Origin of the sequence: Croceibacterium ferulae (genome assembly GCF_003660445.1) — a bacterium.
Classification (GTDB): Bacteria; Pseudomonadota; Alphaproteobacteria; order Sphingomonadales; family Sphingomonadaceae; genus Croceibacterium; species Croceibacterium ferulae.
The window spans coordinates 187,417-210,994 of sequence record NZ_QZVQ01000006.1 but is presented as its reverse complement, the minus strand read 5'-3'; the positions used below and the strand labels follow the sequence as shown (position 1 = coordinate 210,994).

Sequence of the window (23,578 nt, the reverse complement as noted above, 5' to 3'; positions counted from 1 at the left end):
CCTACAGCCCGGCCAGCGCCAGCATGGCGGAGCCGCCCTTTTCCGCCTCATCCGCGCCATGGCGGAACATGGCGAACAGTTCGCGCCCGGTGCCGCTCTGGCTCTGGGGAGCGACGGCATCCTCTCGCACCGACAGGTCGGCCGTGGTGCTGAGCGTGCCGTCCACGGCCGACAGGCGCACGATGTCGCCATCGCGCAGGCGCGTCAGCGGACCACCGCCCAACGCCTCCGGGCTGACATGGATGGCCGCGGGCACCTTGCCGCTGGCGCCGGACATGCGGCCATCGGTCACCAGCGCCACGCGAAAGCCGCGATCCTGCAGCACGCCCAATGCCGGCGTCAGCTTGTGCAGTTCGGGCATGCCATTGGCGCGCGGCCCCTGGAAGCGGACCACCACCACCACGTCGCGTTCCAGCTCCCCTGCGGCAAAGGCCTGGGTCACCTGCTGCTGGGTCTCGAACACGCGGCACGGCGCCTCCACCGTCCAGCGTTCGGGATCGACTGCGCTGGTCTTGAAGCACCCGCGGCCCAGATTGCCCTGCACCAGCACCATGCCGCCCTCCGGCTGGAACGGTGCGCTGTAGGGGCGCAGAACATCCTCGTCCCCCGAAGGGCCCGGGTCCCGCCAGGCGAGCGTCTCGCCATCAAGCCACGGCTCCTGCGCAAAGGCGCCGAGATCATCGCCGAAGACCGTCATGATGTCGCGATGGAGCAGCCCCGCATCGAGCAGTTCGCGCACCACGAAGCCGAGGCCGCCAGCGTTCTGGAACTGGTTCACGTCCTTGGCGCCATTGGGATAGGCGCGCACCAGCAGCGGCACCACCCGGCTCAACTCGGCCATGTCGTCCCAGTCGATCTGGATGCCGGCGGCGCGGGCGAAGGCGGGGATGTGCAGCGCGTGGTTGGTGGAGCCGCCGGTCGCCAGCAGGCCGACCACCGCATTAACGATCGAACGCTCGTCCACGCATTCGGCAAGCGGGCGATAGTCACCGCTGTCGCGGCCAACCTCCGCCAGCCGCTGGACGGAGGCGCGCACCAGCGCCTGGCGCAGCGGCGTGCCCGGATTGATGTAGGCGGCGCCGGGCATCTGCAGCCCCATCATCTCCAGCATCATCAGGTTCGAATTGGCGGTGCCATAGAAGGTGCACACGCCGGGCGAGTGGTAGCTCCTGGACTCGCTCTCCAGCAGTTCCGCCCGCGTCGCCTTGCCTTCGGCATAAAGCTGGCGGATGCGCTGCTTTTCCTTGTTGGCGATCCCGGTCGGCATGGCGCCGGCGGAGATGAACAGCTGCGGCAGCCAGCCGAAGCGCAGCCCACCCATCAGCAGGCCGGGCACGATCTTGTCGCACATGCCCAGATGCGCAACGCTGTCATACATTGCGTGGCTGAGGCTGACGGCGGTGGAGAGCGCGATCACGTCGCGGCTGAACAGCGACAGCTCCATGCCGTCCGTGCCCTGCGTCACACCATCGCACATGGCCGGCGTCGCCCCGGCGACCTGGCAGGTGGCGCCCACCTCCCGCGCCCAGATCTTCATCTGCGGCGGATAGGCGGCGTAGGGCTGATGCGAGGAGATGGTGTCGTTGTAAGCGGTGATGACACCGATGTTCGGGCCCCGCTGCGTGGCGATGCTCGCCTTGTCCTCGCCAGCGGCGGCGAAGCCGTGGGCCAGGTTGGAACAGGGCAGCGCCACGTTGCGGTCGCGGTGCTTGTCGCCTTCCTCCCGCATCAGCGCCAGATAGGCCGCGCGGCTGGGGCGTGACCGTTCGATCACGCGGTCGGTCACGCGCTGGACCGTGGGGTGCATATTACTCATGCCAGCTCACTCCATCGCGTTCGGCCAGCGCGATCGCCGCGCTTGGGCCCCAGCTGCCTGCGCTGTAGGTCTTGGGGGTCAGCCCCTCTTCGGCCCAGCGGCTGCGGATGCGGTCGATCCAGGCCCATTGCGCCTCCACCTCGTCGCGCCGCACGAACAGGGTCTGGTCGCCATGGATCAGATCCAGCAGCAGCCGTTCATAGGCCATGCGCCGTTCCCGCCCGCTCAGCGCGTCGGGCATGGAGATGTCGAGCGGGATCTCGCGCAAGGCCATGCCCTGCCCCAGCCCCGGCACCTTGGCCATCAGCGTCAGCGTCACGTCTTCCTGCGGCTGGATGCCGATCACCAGGCGATTGGCCTTCAGTTTCGCGCCGGCGAAGATGGAGTGCGGCACCGGGCGGAACTGGATCACGATCTCCGTCACCCGTTCCGGCATGCGCTTGCCGGTGCGCAGGTAGAACGGCACGCCCTTCCAGCGCCAGTTGTCCACATGGGCCTTGATCGCGACAAAGGTCTCGGTGTCGCTATCCTTGCCCAGTTCCTCGTCATAGCCGGGCACGATCTTGCCGCTCGACGCACCGCCGCGATACTGGCCGGTCACGCTTTCCCCGGCGGCGATCGGGCGCAGCGCGCGCAGCACCTTGACCTTCTCGTCCCGCACGGCGCCGGCATCGAAGGTCACCGGCAGCTCCATCGCCACCAGCGCCAGCAATTGCAGCATGTGGTTCTGCACCATGTCGCGCAGGGCGCCGGTCTGGTCGTAGAACTCCGCCCGCGATTCCAGCCCCACCGTCTCGCCCACGGTGATCTGCACATGCTCGATATGCTGGGAATTCCACAAGGGTTCGAACATGATGTTGCCGAACCGCAGCGCGATCAGGTTCTGCACCGTTTCCTTGCCCAGATAATGATCGACGCGGAAGATGCGGTCTTCGGGGAAGACGGCGGCGACCGCATCGTTGATGTGCCGGCTGCTTTCCAGATCATGGCCCAGCGGCTTTTCCAGCCCGATCCGTGCCCCGTCCTCCGCCAGGCCGCAATCGGCCAGTCCGCTGATCGTCGCCTCGAACAGGCTGGGCGCGGTGGACAGGAAGATCGCGACGTCACCGCGGCCGCCCTGCCGGACGCTGTCCGCCAGCTCGCGGTATCCTTCGGGTGTGGTGGCATCCAGCGCCTGATAGGTCAGCCGGTTCAGGAAATCGGCCATGCTCCCGCGCCGGTGCGCCGGCAGGAACTTCTCCACCGCCTCCCGCGCCAGATTGCGGAACTGGGCGTCGTCCATCTCGGAGCGCGCAGTGCAGACGATCCGCAGCTTTTCGGGCAGCAGCCCGTCGGCATCCAGCGCGCAGAGAGACGGCAGGAGCATGCGCTGCGCCAGGTCTCCCGTGGCGCCAAACAGCACAAGATTCTCGGCAGCCCCGCTCATTCCGGTTTCGCCCTGATGGCTGTGTTCGCGTGCATCCGCCTCTCCCGTGCCTGCCGCCCGCGCTACAGCCCCGTGCTGCGATGCGCAATGCCGCTCGGACGCCTTATGCAAACGATTGCAGAGCGCGCAAGCCGCAAGGTTGCGCAACATTCCATCAACCGGATGCGGTCACCGCCACCATCTTGTCCTCGAACTGCGCCGCGCCGAACGTCGTCATGAAGCTGACATCGGCAGCATCGCGGCCGACACCGATCTTCACTGTCTGCGCCGGATCGGCCATCGCGGTCGCATCCAGGATATGCCAGGCGCCGCCACCCGGCACCGTGGGATCGGCCAGGAACACCTCCGCCACGGCGTGAAAATCCTGCGGCGTGACACCGGGCGCGTAGCAGCTGACGAAGCGCGCCGGCACCGCGCTGGCGCGGGCCAGCGTGATCATCACATGGGCATAGTCGCGGCAGATGCCGCGCCGTTCCACGAAGGAGTCCATCGCGGTGGTGGTCGCATCGCTGCTGCCCGGCACATAGGAGAAGTTCTCCGCCACCCAGTCGCGCATCGCCACCATGCGCGGGCCGCCGGTCAGGTGGCCGAACTCGGCCTCCACGAAGGGCTGGAACCGATCGGCGGGGCAGTACCGGCTGTCGAACAGATATTGCACCGCCTCGCCCGGCAGATCGTGCGGTTCCAGCCGCTCCAGTTCGGACAGGTCGGCCAGCAGGCGGTCGACCTCCACCTGCGCGTGGTAGTCGACCTCGTAGCGGCCTTCACTGCGCAGCCAGATCCGCTGGCCGATATTGTCCTGCGCCGGGATGCGGGCCAGGTGGATCGCTTCGCTCATCCGGCAGTCGGACGACAGGATCGCCTGTTCGGGAATGGCGGCCGCCTCGAATTGCAGCAGCACGTCGCACGGATCATGCAGGCTGAAGCTGAAGCGGGCGGAGATGTCGATCGGCATGATGCCCGGCTAACGCCCGTCGGCGATGGCGGTTTCGCAGCCGCGAAAAAGTCTCGCCACGGCGCGGTCAGTCATGCGTCTCCGGCATGCACAGGCCGGCGGCGACACCGGCCAGCTGCCGCAGCACGCCCAGCTCCTCGCCCGAAAGCGGCCGCTCTGCCCCGTCCATCGCCGCCATGGTGCCGATGCAGCGCCCGGCGCCGTCCCGCAGCGGCAGCCCGGCGAAGAACTGCATGCCGCAGGCGCGCGCGGCGATCGGGTCGGCCAGGCCGCCCGGATCCCCTGTTCCGACCGGGACCGGCATGTCGATGCCGGCGCGCACGGTCCATGCCCCTGCCGTGCCGGGAAGGCTGACCAGCGCCAGCTCGCAATCCAGGTAATTCTGCAGAAAACGGGTCAGGTCACCCAGCGAGTGCAGATTATCCAGGCGCAGCGCGTCCACACCGGCAAGCGTGTGCGCCGCGTCAAAATCCTGGCTGTGTGCGATGTGACCCATTGTGGTGCCCCCGTTCCCGATGGCACCGTTCTAGGTAAGCGCAAACTTCCCCGCCATTCGGGGAAGATGCTTACTTCGGGTCGCCGCGCCTACGCAGAACCACGTGGTAACCGGGGAGGTGAGCCCCCCGGCCCCGCGGATCAGCGGACGCGGGGGCCGCCGAAGGGCAGCGGCGGGGGAGGACGGCGCGCACCACGGGGCAGCTGTGCCTGATAGGCGCGGCCGCAATGTTCCACACAATAGGGAAAACCGGGGTTCACCTTCACGCCGCAGAAGTGGAAGTCCGCCTCCCCCGGGTGGCCCATCGGCCAGCGGCAGACCCGGTCGTTCAGGTCCAGCAGGCTGGTCTTGTCGGCGATTTCCGGGGCGGGCTTGGCCGGGACCAGCCGCCGCGGCGGGGCGGGCGGGATCGGCGCCTGCTGGTCGCCCGGGCCCTGACGCAGGAACCCGCCGGGACCGACGGATACGATGCGCGGCATGTCCCGCCGCGGCTCGGGCGCGGGTTCGACCGGATCCGCCTCGACCCGGCTGGTGGTGGCGGCAGCGGGTGCCGGAGCGGGCGCGGCGGGCGCGCGCGGCGGAGCAGCCGGGGGTGCCGCCGGTGCCGGGGCGGTCCGCTCGGCCGTGCTGTCCTTGGCCTTGGCGATGGGCGCTTCCGCCTCGATCGCGACCGGCTCTGCCACCTTGGGCTCGGCCGCCTTGTCGGCGACCTTCTCGTTCGCCTTCACCGGCGACGGGCGCGACTTCAGGCCCAGGCGATGCGCCTTCCCGATCACCGCATTGCGCGACACGCCGCCCAGTTCGTCCGCGATCTGGCTGGCGGTGGAGCCGCCTTCCCACATGCGGGTCAGGGTACCTATGCGTTCTTCGGTCCAGCTCATCGTCAACATCCGCCGTCTGTAATCGTGTAAACTTCACGGGGCAGGACTGGCCTGCCACGACCCCCTTCGTTCCACCGGTGCTTGCCATGCGCCGTCGGGGCCGATAGGCGCCGGGCCCATGGCCGATACCATCCGGAACGCCGCCCAGGGGGAACGGGAAACCGACCCCGCCACCGCAGCCGCCCTGCCGGCAGGAAACTTCCCGCCGATGGGACAGCCCCGGATCACCGGTATCAACCGGATCGGACTGTGGGCCCTCTATATGAAGGAGGTGCGCCGGTTTCTCAAGGTGCAGACGCAGACCGTGTGGGCGCCGGCCGTCACCACCCTGCTGTTCCTGATCGTGTTCACCGTCGCGATGGGCCGGGGCGACCGCACCGTGCTGGGCGTGCCATTCGCCACCTTTGTCGCGCCGGGCCTGATCATGATGGGCATGATGCAGAACGCTTTCGCCAATTCGAGCTTTTCCCTGCTGGCGGGCAAGCTGCAGGGCACGATCATCGACCTGCTGATGCCCCCGCTCAGCGAGGCGGAGCTGATGATCGGCATCATCGCCGCGGCGATCACCCGTGCGGTCATGGTGGGCTGCGCGCTGGCGCTGGCCATGGCGCTGTGGCCGGGCGTGTCGCTGATGGCGGCGCATCCTTGGGCGATCGTGTGGTTCGGCCTGATGGGATCGACCATGCTGGCGCTGGCCGGCCTGCTGACCTCTGTCTGGGCTGACAAGTTCGACCACAATGCCGCGATCACCAACTTCATCGTCGCCCCGCTGACGCTGCTGTCCGGCACCTTCTACGTGGTGCATGACCTGGCACCGGCCTTCCAGACGATCAGCCGCCTGAACCCGTTCTTCTACATGATCTCCGGCTTCCGCTTCGGCTTCTTGGGGACCAGCGACATCGGCGACACCAATGGCGCGGTGCTGGGGGCGGCGATCGGGGTGGGCGTCCTGAACCTGGTGCTGGGGGCGATCTGTTACGCCCTGCTGCGCAGCGGGTGGAAGCTGAAGAGCTAGGCTTCGCCGATCACATGCGCCACCACCTGCCGCCGGTGGGGCGCATGGCGGTGCTCCGCCAGATAGATCCCCTGCCACGTGCCCAGCACCATGCGGCCATCCGCCACCGGGATCGTCAGCGACGGGCCGGTCAGCGCAGCTCGCAGATGGGCGGGCATGTCGTCCGGGCCTTCCTCGTCATGCTCGTACCCGCTCCCTTCCGGCGCCAGCCGCGCCAGCCAGCGCGCCAGATCGCGTCGCACCGCGGGAGAAGCGTTCTCCGTGATCAGCAATCCCGCGCTGGTATGGCGGCATAGCAGGCTGAGCAGCCCGGTGCGGATGCCGCTCGCGGCCAGCCAGCCGGCGATATCGTCCGTCAGATCGGTGAAGCCCATGCCGCGGGTGGCGATGGCAAGGGTGGTCTGCGCCTGCTGCATCCGCCCGATATAATGACGGCGCCCCGGGGCGTCACCTGCCGTCATGCAGGTCGAGCATCGTCGCGCACCCACCCGGCCCGTTCGCGCGTTGGCCGGTTCATGAGTGAAGTGCGTTGGTTGTGGTCCCGGCTGACGGGCAATTACTGGTTCTTCCCCACGCTGTTCGCGCTCGCTGCGACGGCGCTGGCCTTTGGCATGCTGGCGCTGGACCGGGCGGGGTCAGCCGCCTGGCTGAACGACCAGAACCTGATCGCGCCCGCCCGGCCCGACGGCGCCACCACCATGCTGTCGGTCATCGCCAGTTCCATGATCGGCGTGGCGGCGACCGTATTCTCCATCACCATCGCGGCCGTCGCCTATGCCAGTGGCAGCTACGGCCCGCGCCTGCTGACCAATTTCATGCAGGATCGTGGCAACCAGCTGAGCCTGGCCACCTTCATCGGCACCTTTGTCTATGCGCTGATCGTGCTGCGCTCCGTCCGGGCGGAGGACGAGGTGACCAGCAGCGCGCAGGATGCCGCCGCCACCGCCCTGCCCGGCTTCGTGCCGCAGCTGTCGTTGCTGGTGGCGTTCGGCCTGATGGCGATCTCGGTCGGCGTGCTGGTCTATTTCCTGAACCACATCCCCGACTCGATCCGTATCAACACCGTGCTGCGCGGCATCGGTCAGGCGCTGCTGGACGAGGTGGAGGAGATGTACCCCCATCTCGGCGGCGGGGAGGAGCGCCGCGACATGCGCGAGGGCGCCCCGATCCGGGCGGATCGCGCGGGCTACATCCAGTTCATCGAATTCGATGATCTGGCCAAGGCCGCCCGCAAGCATGGCTGCTGCCTGACCCTGGAAGTGCGCACGGGCGAGTTCATCCACGCCGGCATGGTCCTCGCCCGGGTGGTGGACGGGCCGGGGAACGACGAGCTAGCCAAGTGTGTGCGCGATGCACTGACGGTCGGATCCGCCCGTACCCCGGCGCAGGATCCGCAGTTCCTGATGGACGAGTTGGTGGAGATCGGCCTGCGGGCATTGTCGCCGGGCATCAACGATCCCTTCACCGCCATCACCGCGCTGCACTGGCTGGGCGCCGCCACGGCCGATCTTGCCCGGCGCGACCTGCGCAAGGTGGTGGCGGAGGAAGCGCCGGAGGCGCGCAGCGTGATCCCGCTGGCCGATGACTTCGCGCATTATCTGGCGCGCGGCTTCGGCATCATGCGCTCCGCCGTGGCGACCAGCCGGCCCGCGGCGCTGGTGATGCTCGATTCGCTGCGGCATGCAGCCGGCGCGATCGATGACGAGCACCGTGCCAAGCTGCTTGAGCAGGAAGGCGAGCGCCTGCTGGAACAGGCGCGGCTGGCGCTGGACGGGCCGGACCTGCAGGAACTGGAGGCACGCCACGCCTTGTTCGCCCGCCAGCTTGGCTGATAGAAGCTGCAGATGACACACGCCCAGAACAACCCGGCCCGGAAAAACCCGGCAAAGTCACGATCATGGCTGTTCGCCCCGGGCGACAGCGAAAGGAAGCTGGCCAAGGTTCCGGGGTGCGGCGCCGATGTGGTGATCGTGGACCTGGAAGACGCGGTGGCGCCCCCGAACAAGGCGCGCGCGCGCGGGCTCGCGGCTGAATGGCTGGCCGACCATCCCGGCGCGTGGGTGCGCATCAATCCGCTCTCCACCGATCTGTGGCAGGCCGATCTTGCCGCCGTGCTGCCCGCTGCCCCTGCGGGAATCATGCTGCCCAAGGCGGCCGGGCCGGCTGAGGTGGCACAGCTTGCCACCGCCATTGCCGACGGCGCGGGTGCCGATGCCGTGACAGGCATATTGCCGCTGGTGAGCGAAACCGCCGCCGCGGCGCTGACCATTCCGGCCTATGCCGGCGACATGCCGCCAGGCCTGACCGGGCTGACCTGGGGGGCGGAGGATCTGTCGGCGGTGCTGGGCGCCACGCGCAAGCGGGACGATCGCGGCAACTGGACCGACGCCTTTCGCCTGATCCGGGCGCAGCTGCTGCTGACCGCCCATGCCTGCGACGTGCTCGCGATCGAGACATTGTTTGCCGATTTCAAGGACCTTACCGGCCTCGCCCGGATTGCGGCGGCCTCCTATGCCGACGGTTTCGCCGGCATGCTGGCGATCCACCCCGATCAGGTGCCGATCATCAACGCCGCCTTTTCTCCCTCGCCTGAACAACTGGCCGAAGCGCGCGCCATTATTGCCGCCTTCGAAGCGGAACCCGGCGCAGGCGCCGTGCAGCTGGACGGGCGCATGCTTGACCAGCCGCACCTAGTACTCGCCAGACGATTACTGGCGCGGGCCGACTGAAGCGGGAGCATCTTTACTGGTCTGACAAATGCTGATACATAATGCGACAACGTTCCAGATAATGGGAGCGCGCTATATGGGGAGGCTTTTTTCATGAATCATGCCAATCGTTTTGCGTCCGCAGCGGTTTCGCTGCTGGCGATTGCCGCTGCCTCCCTGTGCGCAGCGCCCGCCGCTGCGCAGGACCAGGTGGTGCCGGGCCGCGCCGCTGACGAGCAGGCCGCCCCTGCCAATCCGCCCGAAGGCAACGAGATCCTCGTCACCGGCTTTCGTGCATCGCTGGAAAGTGCGCTGGAGCTGAAGCGTAACGAGACGGCCGCGATCGACAGCATCGTGGCGGAAGACATCGGCAAGTTCCCGGACAGCAACCTGGCCGAATCCATGCAGCGCATCCCCGGCGTGGCGCTGGCCCGCGGCGATGGCGGCGAAGGACGCAACATCTCCGTCCGTGGCCTGGGCGCGCAGTTCACCCGGGTGCGCATCAACGGGATGGAAGGCACGTCGCAGACCGGCGGGTCCGACATCTTTGGCGCGGGCAATACGGGCCGCTCCTTCGACTTCAACACCTTCCCCACGGAGATCTTCAGCCGGCTGACCGTGCGCAAGACGCCGTCCGCCGATGTGGAGGAAGGATCGCTGGGCGCGACGGTCGATCTCAGCGCGCCCAAGCCGTTCGACAATGCCAAGGACTTCGTCTTCTCCGCCACCGCGCGCGGCGTGTATAACGAGGTCGCCGATCAGGTGGACCCGCGCGCATCGCTGCTGGTGTCGCAGAAGTTCGGCGATTTCGGCGTGCTGTTCTCCGCCGCGTACCAGCGCCGCAACCTGCGCGAGGTCGGTTATGCCGCGGTGGACCTGCTGCCTGCCAATGTGAATGGCGGCTTCTGCTCGCCGATCGGCTTCACCCCGCAGAACCCGGCGAACAACCCGGCCAAGGGTGTGACGCCGACCGCATGCAGCACGGACAATCCGCGCACCGGCATTATCGATGCCTATCAGACCATTCTGGACCTGCGCCGCGCCGACGCGCCCGACACCCCGGGCAGCGGTGCCTTCTTCCCGCGCATTCCGCGCTACGTGAATTCCGAACAGGACCAGCAGCGCATCGCCGGCACGCTGACGCTGCAGTGGCAGCCCAGTGCCGACACGGATGTCTCGCTGGACCTGCTGCTGTCCGAATTCGATGTGGAACGGCGCGACAACTACATCGCCGGCCTGTCCTTCGCCCGCTCCATCAGCAACAATGGACAGCCGATGGTGTCGGTCCGCGATGTGGAGTTCGACGAGAACGGATCGCTGGTCTATGGCCTGTTCGACGGGGTCGACGTGCGGTCCGAAGGGCTGGTGGACAAGTTCACCACCACCTTCCAGCAGGCGAATCTCAACATCCGTCAGCGGCTGGGCGACACGCTGGAACTGACGGGCCTGTTCGGCATCAGCGAAAGCCGGCTCGACGGTCCGAGCCGCCTGCAGACCTTCATCGACGTGATCGATACGGACAACTTCTCCATCGACTTCCGCGACGATTCGGTGATCCCCACGATCGGCTTCGGCTTCGACGTGTCGAACCCGGCCAATTTCACCTATGCACCCGGCCGGTCGGACGGCACCGTGCTCGGCGGCTTCAGCCTGCAGGGCCGCCCGCTGCGCAACACCATCGACAACAAGACGGCCGAGCTTAACCTGAATTGGGAAGCCAGCGACGCCGTCTCCTTCAAGGTCGGCGGGCAGTATCGCGAAAGCGAATTCCGGGGCCGGTTCTATTCGCCCTACACCGCCGACATCGCTGTCCGGCCCCTGCCCGCAGGCGTGAGCGTGGCCGACATCACCCGCCAGATCGAAGGCGTCGGCGAGCTGTGGGGCTATGGCGCGCCTGACAGCTGGGCGGCGGTCGATCCCGATCGCTTCTCCGAAGTGTTCGGCGTCGAGGACGTCCGCCTGTGCGGCGTGGAATGTGGCGCCGGCGACACCCGCATCCGCGAACGCATCGTCAGCGGCTATGCCATGGCGACGTTCGACGCCACGGACCTGGTGGGCATCGGCCTGCGCGGTGACATCGGCGTACGCTATGTCCACACCGACCAGCGATCGTCCGGGTACATCGCCATCGGGGCCCCGGCGGGCACCAGCCCCACCAACGTGTTCGGGCAGCTGTCCGTGGCGGAACGCAGCTACGACGACTGGCTGCCCTCGGCCAACCTGGTGTTCGAGCCTGCCGATGGCCTGCTGTTCCGCCTGTCCGCCGCCAAGGTCATGTCGCGGCCCGAACTGCAGCAGCTGGCCCCCACCAGCGGCGTCAATCCGATCACCCGGGTCGGCAACGTCAACAACCCCTTCCTGGAACCGATCCGCGCCAACACCTTCGATGCGGCGGTGGAATGGTACTGGGCGCCCGGCGCGCTGTTGTCGGCGGCGTTCTTCTACAAGGATATCGGCAGCTTCATCCAGACCATCAACAGCCAGATACCGTTCAGCGAACTTGGCCTGCCCAACGCGCTGCTGGATGGCAGCGGCACCGCCCCGACCGAACTGTTCAACGTCTCGCGCCCGACCAACACCGATGGCGGCCCGCTCAAGGGCCTCGAGGTGAATGCCCAGGTGCCGTTCAGCGCCTTCGCCACCGGCTTCCTGGAAAGTGTGGGCGTGCTGGCCAATTACACGCACGTCACGTCTGAGATCGAGTACTGCCTCGCCAGCCAGGCGGGCGCCTGCATCAACAGCACGACGAACGATCTGGTCGGCCTGTCGCGCAACACCGCATCGGGCACGCTGTATTACGATGATGGGAAGTTCAGCATCCGCAGCACCGCCAACTGGCGCGACCGCTTCGTGCGCGGCATCCCCGCATCGCAGGGCAGCGATCTGCAGGGCAATTCGCCCACGCTGTTCGTGGATGCGTCCGCGTCCTACGCCATCAACGACCATGTCGGCCTGATCCTGGAAGCGCAGAACCTGACGGACGAACAGAACCGGCTGTATATCGACAGCGTGCGCGAAGACACGCTGTTCCAGCTGCGCTTCGGCCGGACCTTCACCGCCGGCGTGAACGTCCAGTTCTGATGGGCCGGACCCGGCCGGTGCCTCGCCTTCGCAAGGCCCTGCACCGGTCGGCCATGGCCGGGCTGCTGGCGCTGCTGCTGCCCGGCTGCATGGGGGCACCGCCCCCTGCACGCCCGGCAGCCGCCCCGCGCGCGGCCGAGATGACGGCCTATCTGTTCGTCTATTTCACCGGCACCGGGCTGGAGCAGGAGAAGATCCACTTCGCCCTGAGCGAGGGCAATGATGCGCTGCATTGGCGCCCGCTCAATGGCGGCCGTCCGGTACTGGGATCGACGGTCGGCACGCTTGGTCTGCGTGATCCGTTCATCCTGCGGTCCGCGAAAGGGGACCGGTTCTTTCTGCTGGCGACTGATCTGTCCGCGGCCCGCACCGGCTGGGACGATGCGACCAGCAATGGCAGCCATCATCTGGAAATCTGGGAATCGACCGACCTCGTCCACTGGGGCGGGCAACGGCATGTCCGGGTCAACCTGCCGCGTGCGGGGATGACCTGGGCGCCGGAGGCCACCTGGGATCCGGCGACCGGCACCTACCTCGTCTATTGGGCATCGACGCTGTTCGCCGACGATGCGCGGACGCAGGCGGACGGCAACGGCCCGCAGATGCTGTTCGCCACCACCCGCGACTTCCGCACCTTCACCCCGCCGCAGGTCTGGTTCAGGGCGGCGGACCGGCCCGAGCTGGTGGCGGACAAGGGCATCATCGATTCCACCGTGCTGCACGATGGCGACACCTTCTACCGCTTCACCAAGGCAACGGAGGCGACCGGCTGCCCGTCGGGCGACATCATCCTCGACCGCTCGCCCGCCCTTGCCGCCACCGGCGACAGCGGCGCATGGACCCTGGCGGACCGCTGCATCGGTCGTGATGCCGGCACCACGGAGGTGGAGGGCCCGGCCATCCTGCGCACCAATCCTGGGGACCGCAGCGGCTACCGCTATATCCTGTATGTCGACCGCTTCCGCGATGCGGGCCTGATGCCGCTCGCCACCCGGTCGCTGGCAGGTGACATCGCCTGGACCACCCCCGCCAGCTTCACCCTGCCCGCGGGCGCCCGCCATGGCACCGTGCTGCCGATCAGCGCGGCGGAACGTGATGTATTGCTGGCGCGATGGGGCGCGCGATAGTGCGCTTTGCCGTCAGCCCGGCGTGGGCTCGTCCGCACTAGCCGGCGTTTCTCCGCCCCCCGCAGACGTTGGGCTGGACGACGGCGTAACACCTCCGGCCGGAGTGCTGGCCGGCGCAGAACTGCGCTGTTCGGGCTCCGGCGGGGCCAGCGGCGGCTGCGACGTGACGGTGGCGAGCGGCAGCATCGCATCGCTGGCGGTGCCTTCCAGCACCTCCCCGCCCCCTGTCGCCGCGCCGTCCTCCGGTGCCTCGCCGCCGCAGGCTGTCAGCAGCAGCGCCGCCCCCGCCATCAATCCGCCGATCATCCTGCCGCGCATGTCGCCTCCGTACCTTCCAGTCTTTCCAGGAACTCGCCCGCGCGGGCCTGCAGCGCGGCATCCCACTGTGCCGCATTCACCGGCACACCCAGCCGGGCCAGGCTGGTGACGCCATATTCGGCGATACCGCAGGGAACGATGCCGCCGAAATGGCCCAGGTCGGGGTCCAGGTTCACCGCAAAGCCGTGCATGGTGACCCAGCGGCGCACGCGCACGCCGATGGCGCCGATCTTCGCCTCCCGCCCATCCACGTCGCGGGTCCAGATGCCGACCCGTTCCGGCACCGCCCAGGCTTCCACGCCCAGATCGCCCAGGGTGGCGATCACCCAGCGTTCCAGCCCGTGCACGAAGCAGCGCACGTCGCGGCCCCGCTGCGCCAGGTCGAGCAGCAGGTAGCAGATGCGCATGCCCGGCCCGTGATAGGTGTAGCGCCCGCCCCGCCCCGTCTGCACCACGTCGAAGCGGGGGTCGATCAGGTCGGCGACGTCGGCGCTGGTCCCAGCCGTGTAGACCGGCGGATGCTCCAGCAGCCAGATCAACTCCTCGGCCGCGCCATCATGCACGGCGGCATTGCGCGCCTCCTGCGCCGCCAGCGCCTCGCGATAGGGGACAGGCGCGCCCGATTGCCGCCATTCGATCGGCCGCCCGGGCCAGCCATGTTGCACAGCTTGCGTCACGGGCGATTGCCTGCCCTGTCCCTTCGCGCTTATCAAGGGCGCTGCAAGGGTCACGGCCGGAAGGATCACGCATGAAGTTCGACATGAGCGCTGCCTGGAGCGAGGCGATGGCGATGGTTAGGGCCAATCGCGAGGTGCTGCTGGTGGTGGCAGGAATCTTCTTCTTCCTGCCGGCCGTGCTGCAGGGGTTCGTCATGCCGCCGTTGCAGGATCTGCTGACGACCAGCGATCCCGAGGCGATGCAGCAGCAGCTGGGGGCTTTCTATGGCCGCTATGGCTGGCTGTTCCTGCTGGTGGTGCTGGCGCAGATTGCCGGGACACTGGCGCTGCTCGTGCTGCTGCGCGACCAGCGGCGCCCGACTGTGGGGGAAGCTATCCGCCAGGGCTTCGTCGGGCTGCTGCCGGTACTCGGCGCCTATCTGCTGCTGGGCGTCGCCATGTTCGTGGCGATCGTGGTGGTTGTCTTCGCCAGCCTGGCCGCTCCGGTCGCGGGCGCGGTGCTGTCGCTGATCGCCGCCGTAGGGCTTGTCTATGTGATGACCCGGCTGTCCCTGCTGCTGCCGGTCATCGCGATCGAACAGCTGCGCAATCCGCTGGCCGCCCTGCGGCGCAGCTGGGCGGAGACGCGGGGCAATGTCGGCCGCCTGCTCGTCTTCTTCCTGCTGCTGTTCGTCGCCTACATGGTGGTACTGCTGGTGATCGGCATGATCACGAGCGCGCTGGGCATGCTGCTGGGGGAGGCCGGAGCGCTGATCGTGGCAAGCGTGGTCTCCGGCCTGATCGCCGCCATCGCCACCATGATCTTCACCGCCGTCCAGGCGGCTGTCCACCGCCAGCTGGCCGAGCCGGCCCCGCGCGCTGCGGAGCCGACCGGCCTGTAGCATTCAGGCGGCCGCGGCGGCGCCGGCTTCCTGCGCCGCCGCGTCCACCTGGTCCTGCCAGCCCCAGGCCAGCAGGCAGGGCGGCACGTTGCGCCACACGAAGTGCGTCTCCACCCGCGGGAAATGCTGTGCGGTAAAATCCCGCGCCGTGGTGCTGAACTGATAGGTCAGGAAGGCACCGCCCGGGCGCACCACGCGGTGCGTCGCCGCCGCGATCGCCGGCGCCACGCCATCCGGCAGGGTCGAGAAAGGCAGGCCGGACAGCACGTAATCCGCACCGTCCTGCCCGATGCTGGCTACATGGCTTTCTACATCCGCGGCGGACCCCAGCACCGCATGGAAGCGGCTGTCGCGGTAATTCTGGCGCAGATAGTCGATGAACAGCGGATTGGTGTCGATCACCAGCAGCTCGCCCCCGCGCGGCAAGCGGTCCAGCACCGGCCCGCAGAAAGTGCCGACACCGGGACCATATTCCACGAACAGCTTGCACCGGTCCCAATCGACGGGGGACAGCATCCGGTTGATCGTCCAGCGGCTGGACGGGATGATGGAGCCGACCATGCGCGGGTGTTCCAGGAAGCCGCGGAAGAACACGCCCGCCGGGCCAAGCGCCTGCCCCATGCGCCGCATGAGCCCGGAGCGGCGACGCTCCTCGGCCAATTCACTGCCATTCATTGCGTGGGGGCCACTCCGTTGATTGGTCCGTATCGGCGCCGAAGATCGGCGGATTAGGCAAGGGGACTGGCAAATGTGTCTGCCATTTGCAAGCGTGACAGTCTGGTTACGCAATCGCCTGCCATCCGTTCCCCCTTTATCAATCCTTTGCCGGGCGAAGCGCCGGCACCGCCTGCGCTGCATCGGCAGGGTCAATGCCGGGAGGTGGCGCACCTTCCACCCGCTCGGCCCGGCGGGCGATCCGCGCGGCCTGCTGCACGGCTGCGATCAGCCGGGGATAGACCCCGCACCGGCATAGATTGGGAATGGCGGTCAGGATCTCCGCCTTCGAAGGATCTGGATTACGTGCCAGCAGCGCAGCAGCGGTGATGGCGATGCCGGGGGTGCAATATCCGCACTGGATGGCGCCCTGCGCCACCAGGGCCTGCTGCACGGGATGGCTGCGGTCGCGGGACAGGCCCTCGATCGTGACGATCTCCCGCCCCTCCGCATCCGCCAGGCTGACCAGGCAGGACCGCAGCGCCGCACCGTCCACCAGAACCATGCAGGCGCCGCAATCGCCATTGCCGCAGCCATATTTGCTGCCCGTCAGGTTCGCCGCATCGCGCAACGCCCACAGCAGCGGAGTCGCGGGATCCATGGCGAAGCGCAGCGGCCGGCCGTTGACGACAAGGTCGGTCATGCCGGCGGCCGTAGAGCCGGACGGGTCCGGTGACAATTACCGGTGCGGATGGTGGGAAGGGGCAAGGCAGGAGGGGCGCCTCGATCCCGGGCGCCCCATGCCGTTCAGGCCGTTCAGCCCAGTGGGCGGGCGGAGCCGAAGAACAGCGCCTGGCTGATCGCCGCGCGCACCGTATCCTCGTGGAACGGCTTGGTGATCAGATAGGTCGGCTCGGTGCGATCGCCGGTGAGCAGCCGTTCCGGGTAGGCGGTGATGAAGATTACCGGCACGCTGACGGATTGCAGGATGTCGTCCACCGCATCCAGGCCGGACGAACCGTCCGCCAGCTGGATATCCGCCAGCACCAGCCCCGGTGTCTTTTCCGCCACCACTTCCTGTGCCTGCGTGCGCGTGGCCGCGGTTCCGCAGATGTCGTGACCCAGCGAGCGGACCAGATCCTCCAGCTGCATGGAGATCAGCGGCTCGTCCTCGATGATGAGCACGCTGGTGGTCGATTCGCGTTCGATCTCCTCCACCGCATCCGCCACCAGACGGGTGACGTCATCGGCCGACACGCCCATGATCTCGGCCGCTTCCGCCGCGGAAAAATCCTCCACGGTGGTCAGCAGCAGGGCCTGCCGGTTAATGGGGGTGATCTTCTTCAGCTGATCCTGCGCGGCGCGTTCATGCAACCCGCCCGTGCTCTCCTCGCCGATCTCCATATAGGCGCTGGACCACACCTTGTTGAACGCGGCGTAGAGCGGCACGCGCCCGCCCGTCAGTGTCTGCGCCAGGTCCTCATCGACCAGCGCTGCTTCCAGTGTGGCCTGGACAAAGGCATCGCCGGTGCTCTGCGAACCCGTCAGGGCCCGCGCGTAACGGCGTAGGAACGGCAGATGAGCGGCTACTTCGGCCCCAATGGACATTTAAACCCCTTCCCGATGGAACTCGTCGATGAACAACGAGGAGGCTGTGGCATTGTTCCATCCGCCTGCGCAAGATGCGCAAAACGCCATCATCCGGCAAGGCAACAGGGTCGGTTGAAAAAATCTGGGCACGGTCCGGAACCACTATCCGGGCTGCTCATTATCGCCTTGTCACCGCCGAGACCCCCCCTCCCGTCCAAGCGGCTGGTGACACGATCCCGAGAGGCCCTCGTTCCTGAACAGAACGGGGGCCTTTTTTTGTGCGCGCAACAGGCGGAACAAACGCCCGTGCCAGTCGGAGGAACTCAGCCGATCGCATCCCGCAGCCGGGCGAAGAACCCCCGCCGACGGCCACTTGCCAGGGCCCGCGCCAGTTCGGCGGGGTCATAGGGTTTCTCGAACACCAGGCCCATCTCGGCGATGGCAGGCGGGATGGCTTCGGGGGAGCCGGTCGAAAAGGCGATGACAGGCCGGCGGGGGCCGAGCTGATCCACCAGTTCCGCCAGCGCCCAGCCATCATTGCGGTCCGTCAGATGGACGTCCAGCACCAGGCAATCAGCCTCCGCCTCTTCCAGCGCCAGCATGGCCGCGGCGATGCTGGCGCAGATGACCACCTCGGCCGCTCCGACATTCTGCAGCGCGTCTTCGATGGCGAGCGCCAGCACCGCGTCATCCTCCACCACCAGCACACGGCCCAGCGGGGGCTTGATATCGGGGGCGGAGGTCAGGCTCATGGTGGCGATCCCGCGGGCTGGAGGTAAAGGGCCGGGCCGGGCCATGCAGTCGAAACCCGCCCTGCCCGGCTCCGGTTCCGCAGGGAGCAGCCGGGGTCAGAGCGCCTTCTGGTAGATCCGGTATTCGCGGTTCACCTTGCCGCCGATCGAATCGGCAATCGCGATCATGCCGCCATTGTCGTCCAGCACCCAGCCGATCTCGCCCCGGGTGGCGCCATGTTCGTTCACCGCAACCCGGCGGATATACTCGATCATCATGAAAGCGATCTGGCTGGCCATGCGGGAATTCTGCAGCTTCTTGCGCACACCCATCAGCGGCACGCGGAAGGTGCGCACCTGCGGCTTGCGCAGCCACCACAGCAGCTTGACCCAGTTGAACGGAAACAGCCGGCCCCTCATGCCGATCAGCTGCTCGTTCAGATCGGGCCAGGCCAGCATGAAGGCGACCGGCTCGCCATCCACTTCGGCGATCATGTTGGTGCGTTCCAGCGTGATCGCCTTCAGCTTCTTCGCGCCATAGGCCTTTTCCGCATCGGTGAACGGTACGAAGCCCCAATTGCCGGACCAAGCATCGTTCAGGATGTCGATCGCGATCTCCCCGTCCCGGGCGAAGTTCTTCATGTCGACCGTGCGCAGGGTGATGCGACTGCTGCGCTCGCCGGAGGCGACGATCCGCTGGATCAGTTCGGGAAAGCCCTTGTCGATCGGAAGGTCGTAAGTCAGCAGCGACTTGGCCGAAGCGTAGCCCGCGCCTTCGATCCACCTCTGATGCTGCACCGGATGGTGGCCCATCATCATGGTTGGCGGGTGGTCGTGGCCGCGCACCAGCAGGCCGGGCTCCTCCCAGATGGAAAGGCTGATCGGCGCCAGCACCCGGGTCATGCCCTGTTCGCGCAGCCAGTCTTCCGCCGTCGCGATCAGGCGCTGCGCGACGCTCTCGTCCTCCGCCTCCAGCAGGCCCCAATTGCCGGTGCCCGGGCCAAGGCCCTGCTCCACCGGCTGCCTGAGGGCCAGTTCGTCGATGTGAGCGGAGATGCGGCCGACCACCCGCTTGCCGCGGCGCGCCAGGAACAGCTGCATCCGCGCATGTTCGTGGAACGGGTTGCGCCCGGGTGTCAGCAGTTCGACCATGTCGCTGCGCAAGGGCGGCACCCAGTTCGGGTCACCTGCATTCAGCTGGTAGGCCAGCTCGATGAACAGGCCCAGCTCCCGCCGGCCTGTGACCGGCGCAATCGTCACGTCCATCGGCCTGCCCCTCGTCAGCGCGTCAGCAATTCAGGCCGAAGCCTGCTGCCCCTGATCGTTGCCGCCCGCCTGCTTTGCCGGATCGAAGCCTTCCTTGCCCATCACGCGACGGCGCGGATGGCCGCTGGCGATGCCGCCGGACAGGTCCTTCACGTAAGGCCACTGCTCCGCGATCGTCTCGTCATAGCCGAGATTGAACACGGTCGGCGAACGCTTGGGCCGGTCCTTCTTCTCGTAATAGGTGCCCAGCAGCCGATCCCAGCCATAATTCGTGATGCCGAAATTTCCGGTCTCGTCGAAATAATGATGCTCGTTATGGCGCTGCTTCATGTGCTGCACCCACTTCCACTTCGGCTTGAATGCCAAGTGCTGGATGCAGTGCATGAACTCGTAATAGCAGGTGGTCAGCAGACCGGCGCACAGGGCCGCCATCGCGCCGCCGAAGCCGCCGATCAGCCAGCCGATCGGCAGGGTGGCGATGGCGATGGTCGGCAGTGTCGTGTGCAGCGCGCCGAACAGCACGGACAGATTGTTCGGATCCTGGTGGTGATCGTAATGGATCCGCTTCCAGGTCGGCGCCAGCCACTTGTGGCGCCACATCCACTTACCGTGCAGCACATATTGATGCAGCAGGTGCCAGACCAGCGGGTAGACCGCGACGCCCGCCGCGAAGGCGATGGCCGTCGGCAAGGCCGCCGCCGGACGCCACACGAAGCCGACCACGCACAGCGCGGCCAGCGCCAGATAGGCGATGATCGTGTAGTGCTGGAAATAGGCGTGAACCAACCCTCGCAGGTCCATCCTGTCGAGGTAGTGGCTCCGCTTCCAGAACGGCAGATCGGACTGGTCCGCCTTCGCGGTGGCGTTGTGCGACACTGAAGTCATCCTGTACCTGTTTGAGCGGTTCCCGTGGCTGTGGGGCGCTTGAGGCAGCAGATGCGCCTCCGCACGCCGGCTTGCAAGGGACCGGCACTTTATGGCGGCCGACACCTGAACGGGTCGTGACACATGGGTCACACTTGCGGACCGGCCTTAACATGCCCCAGCCCCCAACGCAAAAACGCGCCGCCGGCCCGAAGGCCATGCGGCGCGTCTTCAACGCAATCACGTCACGTGATCACGACCATATGTCCCTTGTCGCCTGCAGGCAGGCAACGCAGGACATACCGATTACATCGACGTCGAGGTCGAGGTTTCGGTGGTGGTCATGGTGGTGTCGGTCATGGTGGTGTCGGTCATCATGCCGGTGTCGGTCATGGTGGTGTCGGTGGTCATCGCCGTGTCGGTCATCATGGGCTCCACGGTGGTCTCTTCGACGACGGTGGTGTCCTCGGCCGGCTCTTCAGCGCAAGCGGACAGGGCGATCAGGGCGGCGGCCGAAGCGGCCAGTGCAATCATCTTCATAAACCGAACTCCTATGGTGGGCCCGGCTAGACCGATGCCCCAAGAGAAACTCGCAGCGGCGCGAGCAACTCTCCAAATAATGGCAGGAATGTGGCGGCGCAAGCACCGATTGTGGCAGCTTGCCGCAATCTTTCGCCGGAGCGCTACTCTTCGGTCCGGATCAGCACCGTCTCGCCGATCAGGGCGAACAGCACAAACGGGGCCCATGCGGCCAGCAATGGCGGGTAGCCGCCGAAACTGCCCATGGCCAGTGCCGCATTGTCGACCACGAAATAGGCGAAGCCCAGCGCCATGCCGATGATCGCCCGCACGAACAGGCCACCCGATCGCGCGAGGCCGAATCCCGCGATTGCGCCCAGCAGCGGCATCAGCAGCGCCGCCAGCGGCCCGGAGATCTTGTGCCACCAGCGCCCGCGCAACTCGGCCGTGTCGCGTCCGGCCGCATCCAGCGCGCCGATGGATTGCGACAGCTGGCTCAGCGATTCTGCGTCTGGATTGACCGCCCGGATGTCCAGCCGGTCGGGCGTCAGGCCCGGCGCGACCGTCAGGGTGGTGGGTGCGGGCGCGTTGGTGGCGCTGTCCACCTCGAACACCTGGGGCCGCTCCAGCAGCCAGCCATTGCCGGTATAGCGGGCGCTGTCCGCCAGGATCCGCCGCCGGATCATCAGGCTGTCATCGCGGTCGTAGAAGGTGATTCCGCGCATCACCGTCGCCGCCCCGCGGCCTGCCACAGTGCTAGCCAGCAGCACGTCCGGCCCATCGTTCAGATAGACATTGGCGCGCACGGTCGGATCGTCCGGAACCGGCCCGAAATCCACCGCCTCCCAGACTGCGAGCTGCGCGGTGGCGCGCGTCACCACCATCTCGTTGAACAGGAACGACGCCAGCGAGATCAGCCCGGCCGCCAGCAGCAGCGGCGCCAGGATCTGGTGGGCGGACATGCCGGCCGCCTTCATCGCCGTCACCTCGCTGTTCTGGTTCAGCGCCAGCAGCGTGATGATCGTCGCCAGCAAGGCGGAATAGGGCAGAAACTGTGCCACCAGCTGCGGCAGACGCAGGCCGACATAGCGCCACAGATCGCCCTGCGTGTTGCCGGGCGCGGCCAGGATCTTGCCGCTGGTGCCCAGCAGATCCAGCATCATCAGCACCAGCACCAGCATGGCGAGCACCGCCACGATGCGACTGACGAAGGTCTTGGACAGATACCAGGTCAGTCGTCGGGAGGGCAGGAAATCAAACAGCACCCACACCCCCGCTTCCGGCCACCAGCGGCTGCGGCTCCGCATGCGGGCCGGCCGGATCCTCTATCTCCGCACGTTGCGAACGGCGCCCACGGCGCAGCAGCCGGCCAAGCCGCTTCGTCACCTTGGCATAGCCGGTTTCCAGCGCGCCGATCGCCTGCCCGCCGGGCACGAAAGCCACCTGGTAATACATCCAGCCGATCAGCGCGGAAAACACCGCAAACGGGCCCCACAGGGCCAGCAACGGATCGGCCCGCCCCAGTTCGGCGATGTCCTGCCCGTACTGGTTCACCTTGTGGTAGGCCACCACCAGAATGATCGACAGGAACACGCCCAGCGCGGATGTGGACCGTTTGGGCGGGATCGCCAGCGCCACCGCCAGCAGCGGCAGCATGAACATCATCACCACTTCCACCATGCGGTAATTGAAATCGGCCTGGCTGTCGGCCCGCACCGCGGCGCTGCTGTCGCTGCTCCACCCCATGCGTGCCAGTTCGGGCAGCAGATATTCGCGGCTCTCTTCCCCACGCTGACGGAACCGCTCGATCGCGGGCAGGTCGATGGGCAGGTCGTGCTGGCTGAAGGACAGGACACGGCTGGGCTGGCCGGGAATGTCGTGCACGATCGTGCCGTCCAGCAGCCGCAGGATGATGGTGTTGCGATTGTCGCGATTCGCCAGGAACTGCCCCTGCCGGGCGGAGATCGCCAGGACCTGCCCCTGCGGCCCGTCCTGCGCCACGCGGGCAAAGATGCCGCTCAGTTCGCGCCCGTCATCCCGGCTGCCCTCCACGCGCAAGGCGACGCGATCCTCCAGCGTGACGAACTCGCCCACCTTGATGGATGCGCCCAACGCGCCCGAACGCAGCTCGAAATCGAGCTCCTCATAGCCATAGCGGGCGAGCGGCTGGAGATAGCCGACAATGGCGAAATTGACCGCCACCAGCGCCAGCGTGATCAGGTAAGGCACCCGCAGCAGCCGGGTGTAGCTCCACCCGACGGCACGCATCACGTCCAGCTCGCTGGAGGTGGCCAGCTTGCGGAAGGCCAGCAGCACGCCCAGCATCAGACCCAGAGGAATGGCGAGCCCGGCATATTCGGGCACCAGGTTGACCATCATGCGGAACACCACACTGATGGGCCCGCCTTCCGTCGAGACGAACTCAAATAGCCGCAGCATCTTTTCCAGCATCAGCAGCGATGCGGCGAGCACGAAGACACCCAGCATCGGCACGACCGTGAGCCGGAAAATGTAGCGATCGATGGCGGTGATGAAGGTCAAGATCGTAGGCCGGTCCCGTGATGCCGCTGGGC

Annotated in this window: 23 protein-coding genes; 6 read left to right on the top strand and 17 right to left on the bottom strand. The window is 67.2% G+C overall.

Annotated features, from left to right (window positions below):
- Position 1 precedes the first annotated feature (1 nt).
- The 5 genes from edd to D5S08_RS08465 form a co-directional block, all read right to left on the bottom strand.
- Positions 2-1,816: a phosphogluconate dehydratase gene (gene edd / locus D5S08_RS08485; RefSeq protein WP_121117480.1), complete on the bottom strand. Its 1,815-nt coding sequence runs from the start codon at positions 1,814-1,816 to the stop codon at positions 2-4.
- On the bottom strand, positions 1,809-3,242 hold the full coding sequence (gene zwf / locus D5S08_RS08480; RefSeq protein WP_121117478.1) for a glucose-6-phosphate dehydrogenase: 1,434 nt from the start codon (positions 3,240-3,242) through the stop codon (positions 1,809-1,811). Before zwf ends, edd begins: the two co-directional genes overlap by 8 nt.
- 154 nt (positions 3,243-3,396) lie before the next feature.
- Complete coding sequence (locus D5S08_RS08475) at positions 3,397-4,197, bottom strand: transglutaminase-like domain-containing protein (RefSeq protein WP_121117476.1); 801 nt, start codon at positions 4,195-4,197, stop codon at positions 3,397-3,399.
- 67 nt (positions 4,198-4,264) lie between these two features.
- Entirely contained in the window at positions 4,265-4,693 is a 429-nt protein-coding gene (locus tag D5S08_RS08470) for a GAF domain-containing protein (protein WP_121117474.1), read from the bottom strand.
- A 140-nt stretch (positions 4,694-4,833) separates the two neighbouring features.
- Positions 4,834-5,574: a GcrA family cell cycle regulator gene (locus tag D5S08_RS08465; protein WP_121117472.1), complete on the bottom strand. Its 741-nt coding sequence runs from the start codon at positions 5,572-5,574 to the stop codon at positions 4,834-4,836.
- A 208-nt stretch (positions 5,575-5,782) separates the two neighbouring features.
- Between D5S08_RS08465 and D5S08_RS08460 the strand changes: the two genes are divergently transcribed.
- Positions 5,783-6,589, top strand: coding sequence for an ABC transporter permease (locus tag D5S08_RS08460; RefSeq protein ID WP_241557321.1), 807 nt, complete (start codon positions 5,783-5,785; stop codon positions 6,587-6,589).
- Here the strand turns inward: D5S08_RS08460 and D5S08_RS08455 are convergent.
- Positions 6,586-7,005, bottom strand: coding sequence for a secondary thiamine-phosphate synthase enzyme YjbQ (locus tag D5S08_RS08455; RefSeq protein ID WP_121117468.1), 420 nt, complete (start codon positions 7,003-7,005; stop codon positions 6,586-6,588). The two genes, D5S08_RS08460 and D5S08_RS08455, sit on opposite strands and share 4 nt — an antisense overlap.
- 99 nt (positions 7,006-7,104) lie before the next feature.
- On the opposite strand from D5S08_RS08455, the gene D5S08_RS08450 reads away from it, so the two are divergent.
- From D5S08_RS08450 to D5S08_RS08435, 4 genes are all read left to right on the top strand, one after another.
- The gene (locus tag D5S08_RS08450; RefSeq protein WP_121117466.1) at positions 7,105-8,421 is read left to right on the top strand and encodes a DUF2254 domain-containing protein; all 1,317 of its coding nucleotides are present in this window, start codon (positions 7,105-7,107) and stop codon (positions 8,419-8,421) included.
- 12 nt (positions 8,422-8,433) lie between these two features.
- On the top strand, positions 8,434-9,318 hold the full coding sequence (locus tag D5S08_RS08445; protein WP_121117464.1) for an HpcH/HpaI aldolase/citrate lyase family protein: 885 nt from the start codon (positions 8,434-8,436) through the stop codon (positions 9,316-9,318).
- Between the two features lie 93 nt (positions 9,319-9,411).
- On the top strand, positions 9,412-12,378 hold the full coding sequence (locus D5S08_RS08440; RefSeq protein WP_121117462.1) for a TonB-dependent receptor: 2,967 nt from the start codon (positions 9,412-9,414) through the stop codon (positions 12,376-12,378).
- A gap of 17 nt (positions 12,379-12,395) precedes the next feature.
- Positions 12,396-13,505 carry a glycoside hydrolase family 43 protein gene (locus D5S08_RS08435; protein WP_206610303.1) on the top strand — a complete coding sequence of 370 codons (1,110 nt, stop codon included), beginning with the start codon at positions 12,396-12,398 and terminating at the stop codon, positions 13,503-13,505.
- A gap of 12 nt (positions 13,506-13,517) precedes the next feature.
- On the opposite strand, the gene D5S08_RS08430 is transcribed toward D5S08_RS08435, so the two are convergent.
- Positions 13,518-13,823, bottom strand: coding sequence for a hypothetical protein (locus tag D5S08_RS08430; protein ID WP_121117458.1), 306 nt, complete (start codon positions 13,821-13,823; stop codon positions 13,518-13,520).
- Positions 13,808-14,500: a lipoyl(octanoyl) transferase LipB gene (gene lipB / locus D5S08_RS08425; RefSeq protein ID WP_121117456.1), complete on the bottom strand. Its 693-nt coding sequence runs from the start codon at positions 14,498-14,500 to the stop codon at positions 13,808-13,810. The genes D5S08_RS08430 and lipB overlap by 16 nt, the downstream gene beginning before the upstream one ends.
- 71 nt (positions 14,501-14,571) lie before the next feature.
- Here lipB and D5S08_RS08420 point away from each other — a divergent pair, with 71 nt between their 5' ends.
- The gene (locus tag D5S08_RS08420) at positions 14,572-15,381 is read left to right on the top strand and encodes a glycerophosphoryl diester phosphodiesterase membrane domain-containing protein (protein ID WP_121117454.1); all 810 of its coding nucleotides are present in this window, start codon (positions 14,572-14,574) and stop codon (positions 15,379-15,381) included.
- A 3-nt stretch (positions 15,382-15,384) separates the two neighbouring features.
- Here D5S08_RS08420 and D5S08_RS08415 read toward each other — a convergent pair whose 3' ends face one another.
- From D5S08_RS08415 to D5S08_RS08375, 9 genes are all read right to left on the bottom strand, one after another.
- Positions 15,385-16,056 carry a class I SAM-dependent methyltransferase gene (locus D5S08_RS08415; protein WP_121117452.1) on the bottom strand — a complete coding sequence of 224 codons (672 nt, stop codon included), beginning with the start codon at positions 16,054-16,056 and terminating at the stop codon, positions 15,385-15,387.
- 139 nt (positions 16,057-16,195) lie between these two features.
- Entirely contained in the window at positions 16,196-16,738 is a 543-nt protein-coding gene (locus tag D5S08_RS08410; RefSeq protein WP_121117451.1) for a (2Fe-2S)-binding protein, read from the bottom strand.
- A gap of 113 nt (positions 16,739-16,851) precedes the next feature.
- Positions 16,852-17,643, bottom strand: coding sequence for a response regulator (locus tag D5S08_RS08405; RefSeq protein ID WP_121117449.1), 792 nt, complete (start codon positions 17,641-17,643; stop codon positions 16,852-16,854).
- Between the two features lie 305 nt (positions 17,644-17,948).
- Complete coding sequence (locus D5S08_RS08400; RefSeq protein ID WP_121117447.1) at positions 17,949-18,377, bottom strand: response regulator; 429 nt, start codon at positions 18,375-18,377, stop codon at positions 17,949-17,951.
- 96 nt (positions 18,378-18,473) lie between these two features.
- Complete coding sequence (locus tag D5S08_RS08395; protein ID WP_121117445.1) at positions 18,474-19,622, bottom strand: N-acetyltransferase; 1,149 nt, start codon at positions 19,620-19,622, stop codon at positions 18,474-18,476.
- Positions 19,623-19,652: 30 nt separating this feature from the next.
- Positions 19,653-20,423: a sterol desaturase family protein gene (locus D5S08_RS08390; protein WP_421757456.1), complete on the bottom strand. Its 771-nt coding sequence runs from the start codon at positions 20,421-20,423 to the stop codon at positions 19,653-19,655.
- A gap of 369 nt (positions 20,424-20,792) precedes the next feature.
- Complete coding sequence (locus D5S08_RS08385) at positions 20,793-21,026, bottom strand: hypothetical protein (RefSeq protein WP_121117441.1); 234 nt, start codon at positions 21,024-21,026, stop codon at positions 20,793-20,795.
- Positions 21,027-21,169: 143 nt separating this feature from the next.
- Positions 21,170-22,270, bottom strand: coding sequence for an LPS export ABC transporter permease LptG (gene lptG / locus D5S08_RS08380; RefSeq protein WP_121117672.1), 1,101 nt, complete (start codon positions 22,268-22,270; stop codon positions 21,170-21,172).
- Complete coding sequence (locus D5S08_RS08375; RefSeq protein ID WP_121117439.1) at positions 22,260-23,546, bottom strand: LptF/LptG family permease; 1,287 nt, start codon at positions 23,544-23,546, stop codon at positions 22,260-22,262. The genes lptG and D5S08_RS08375 overlap by 11 nt, the downstream gene beginning before the upstream one ends.
- Positions 23,547-23,578 lie beyond the last annotated feature (32 nt).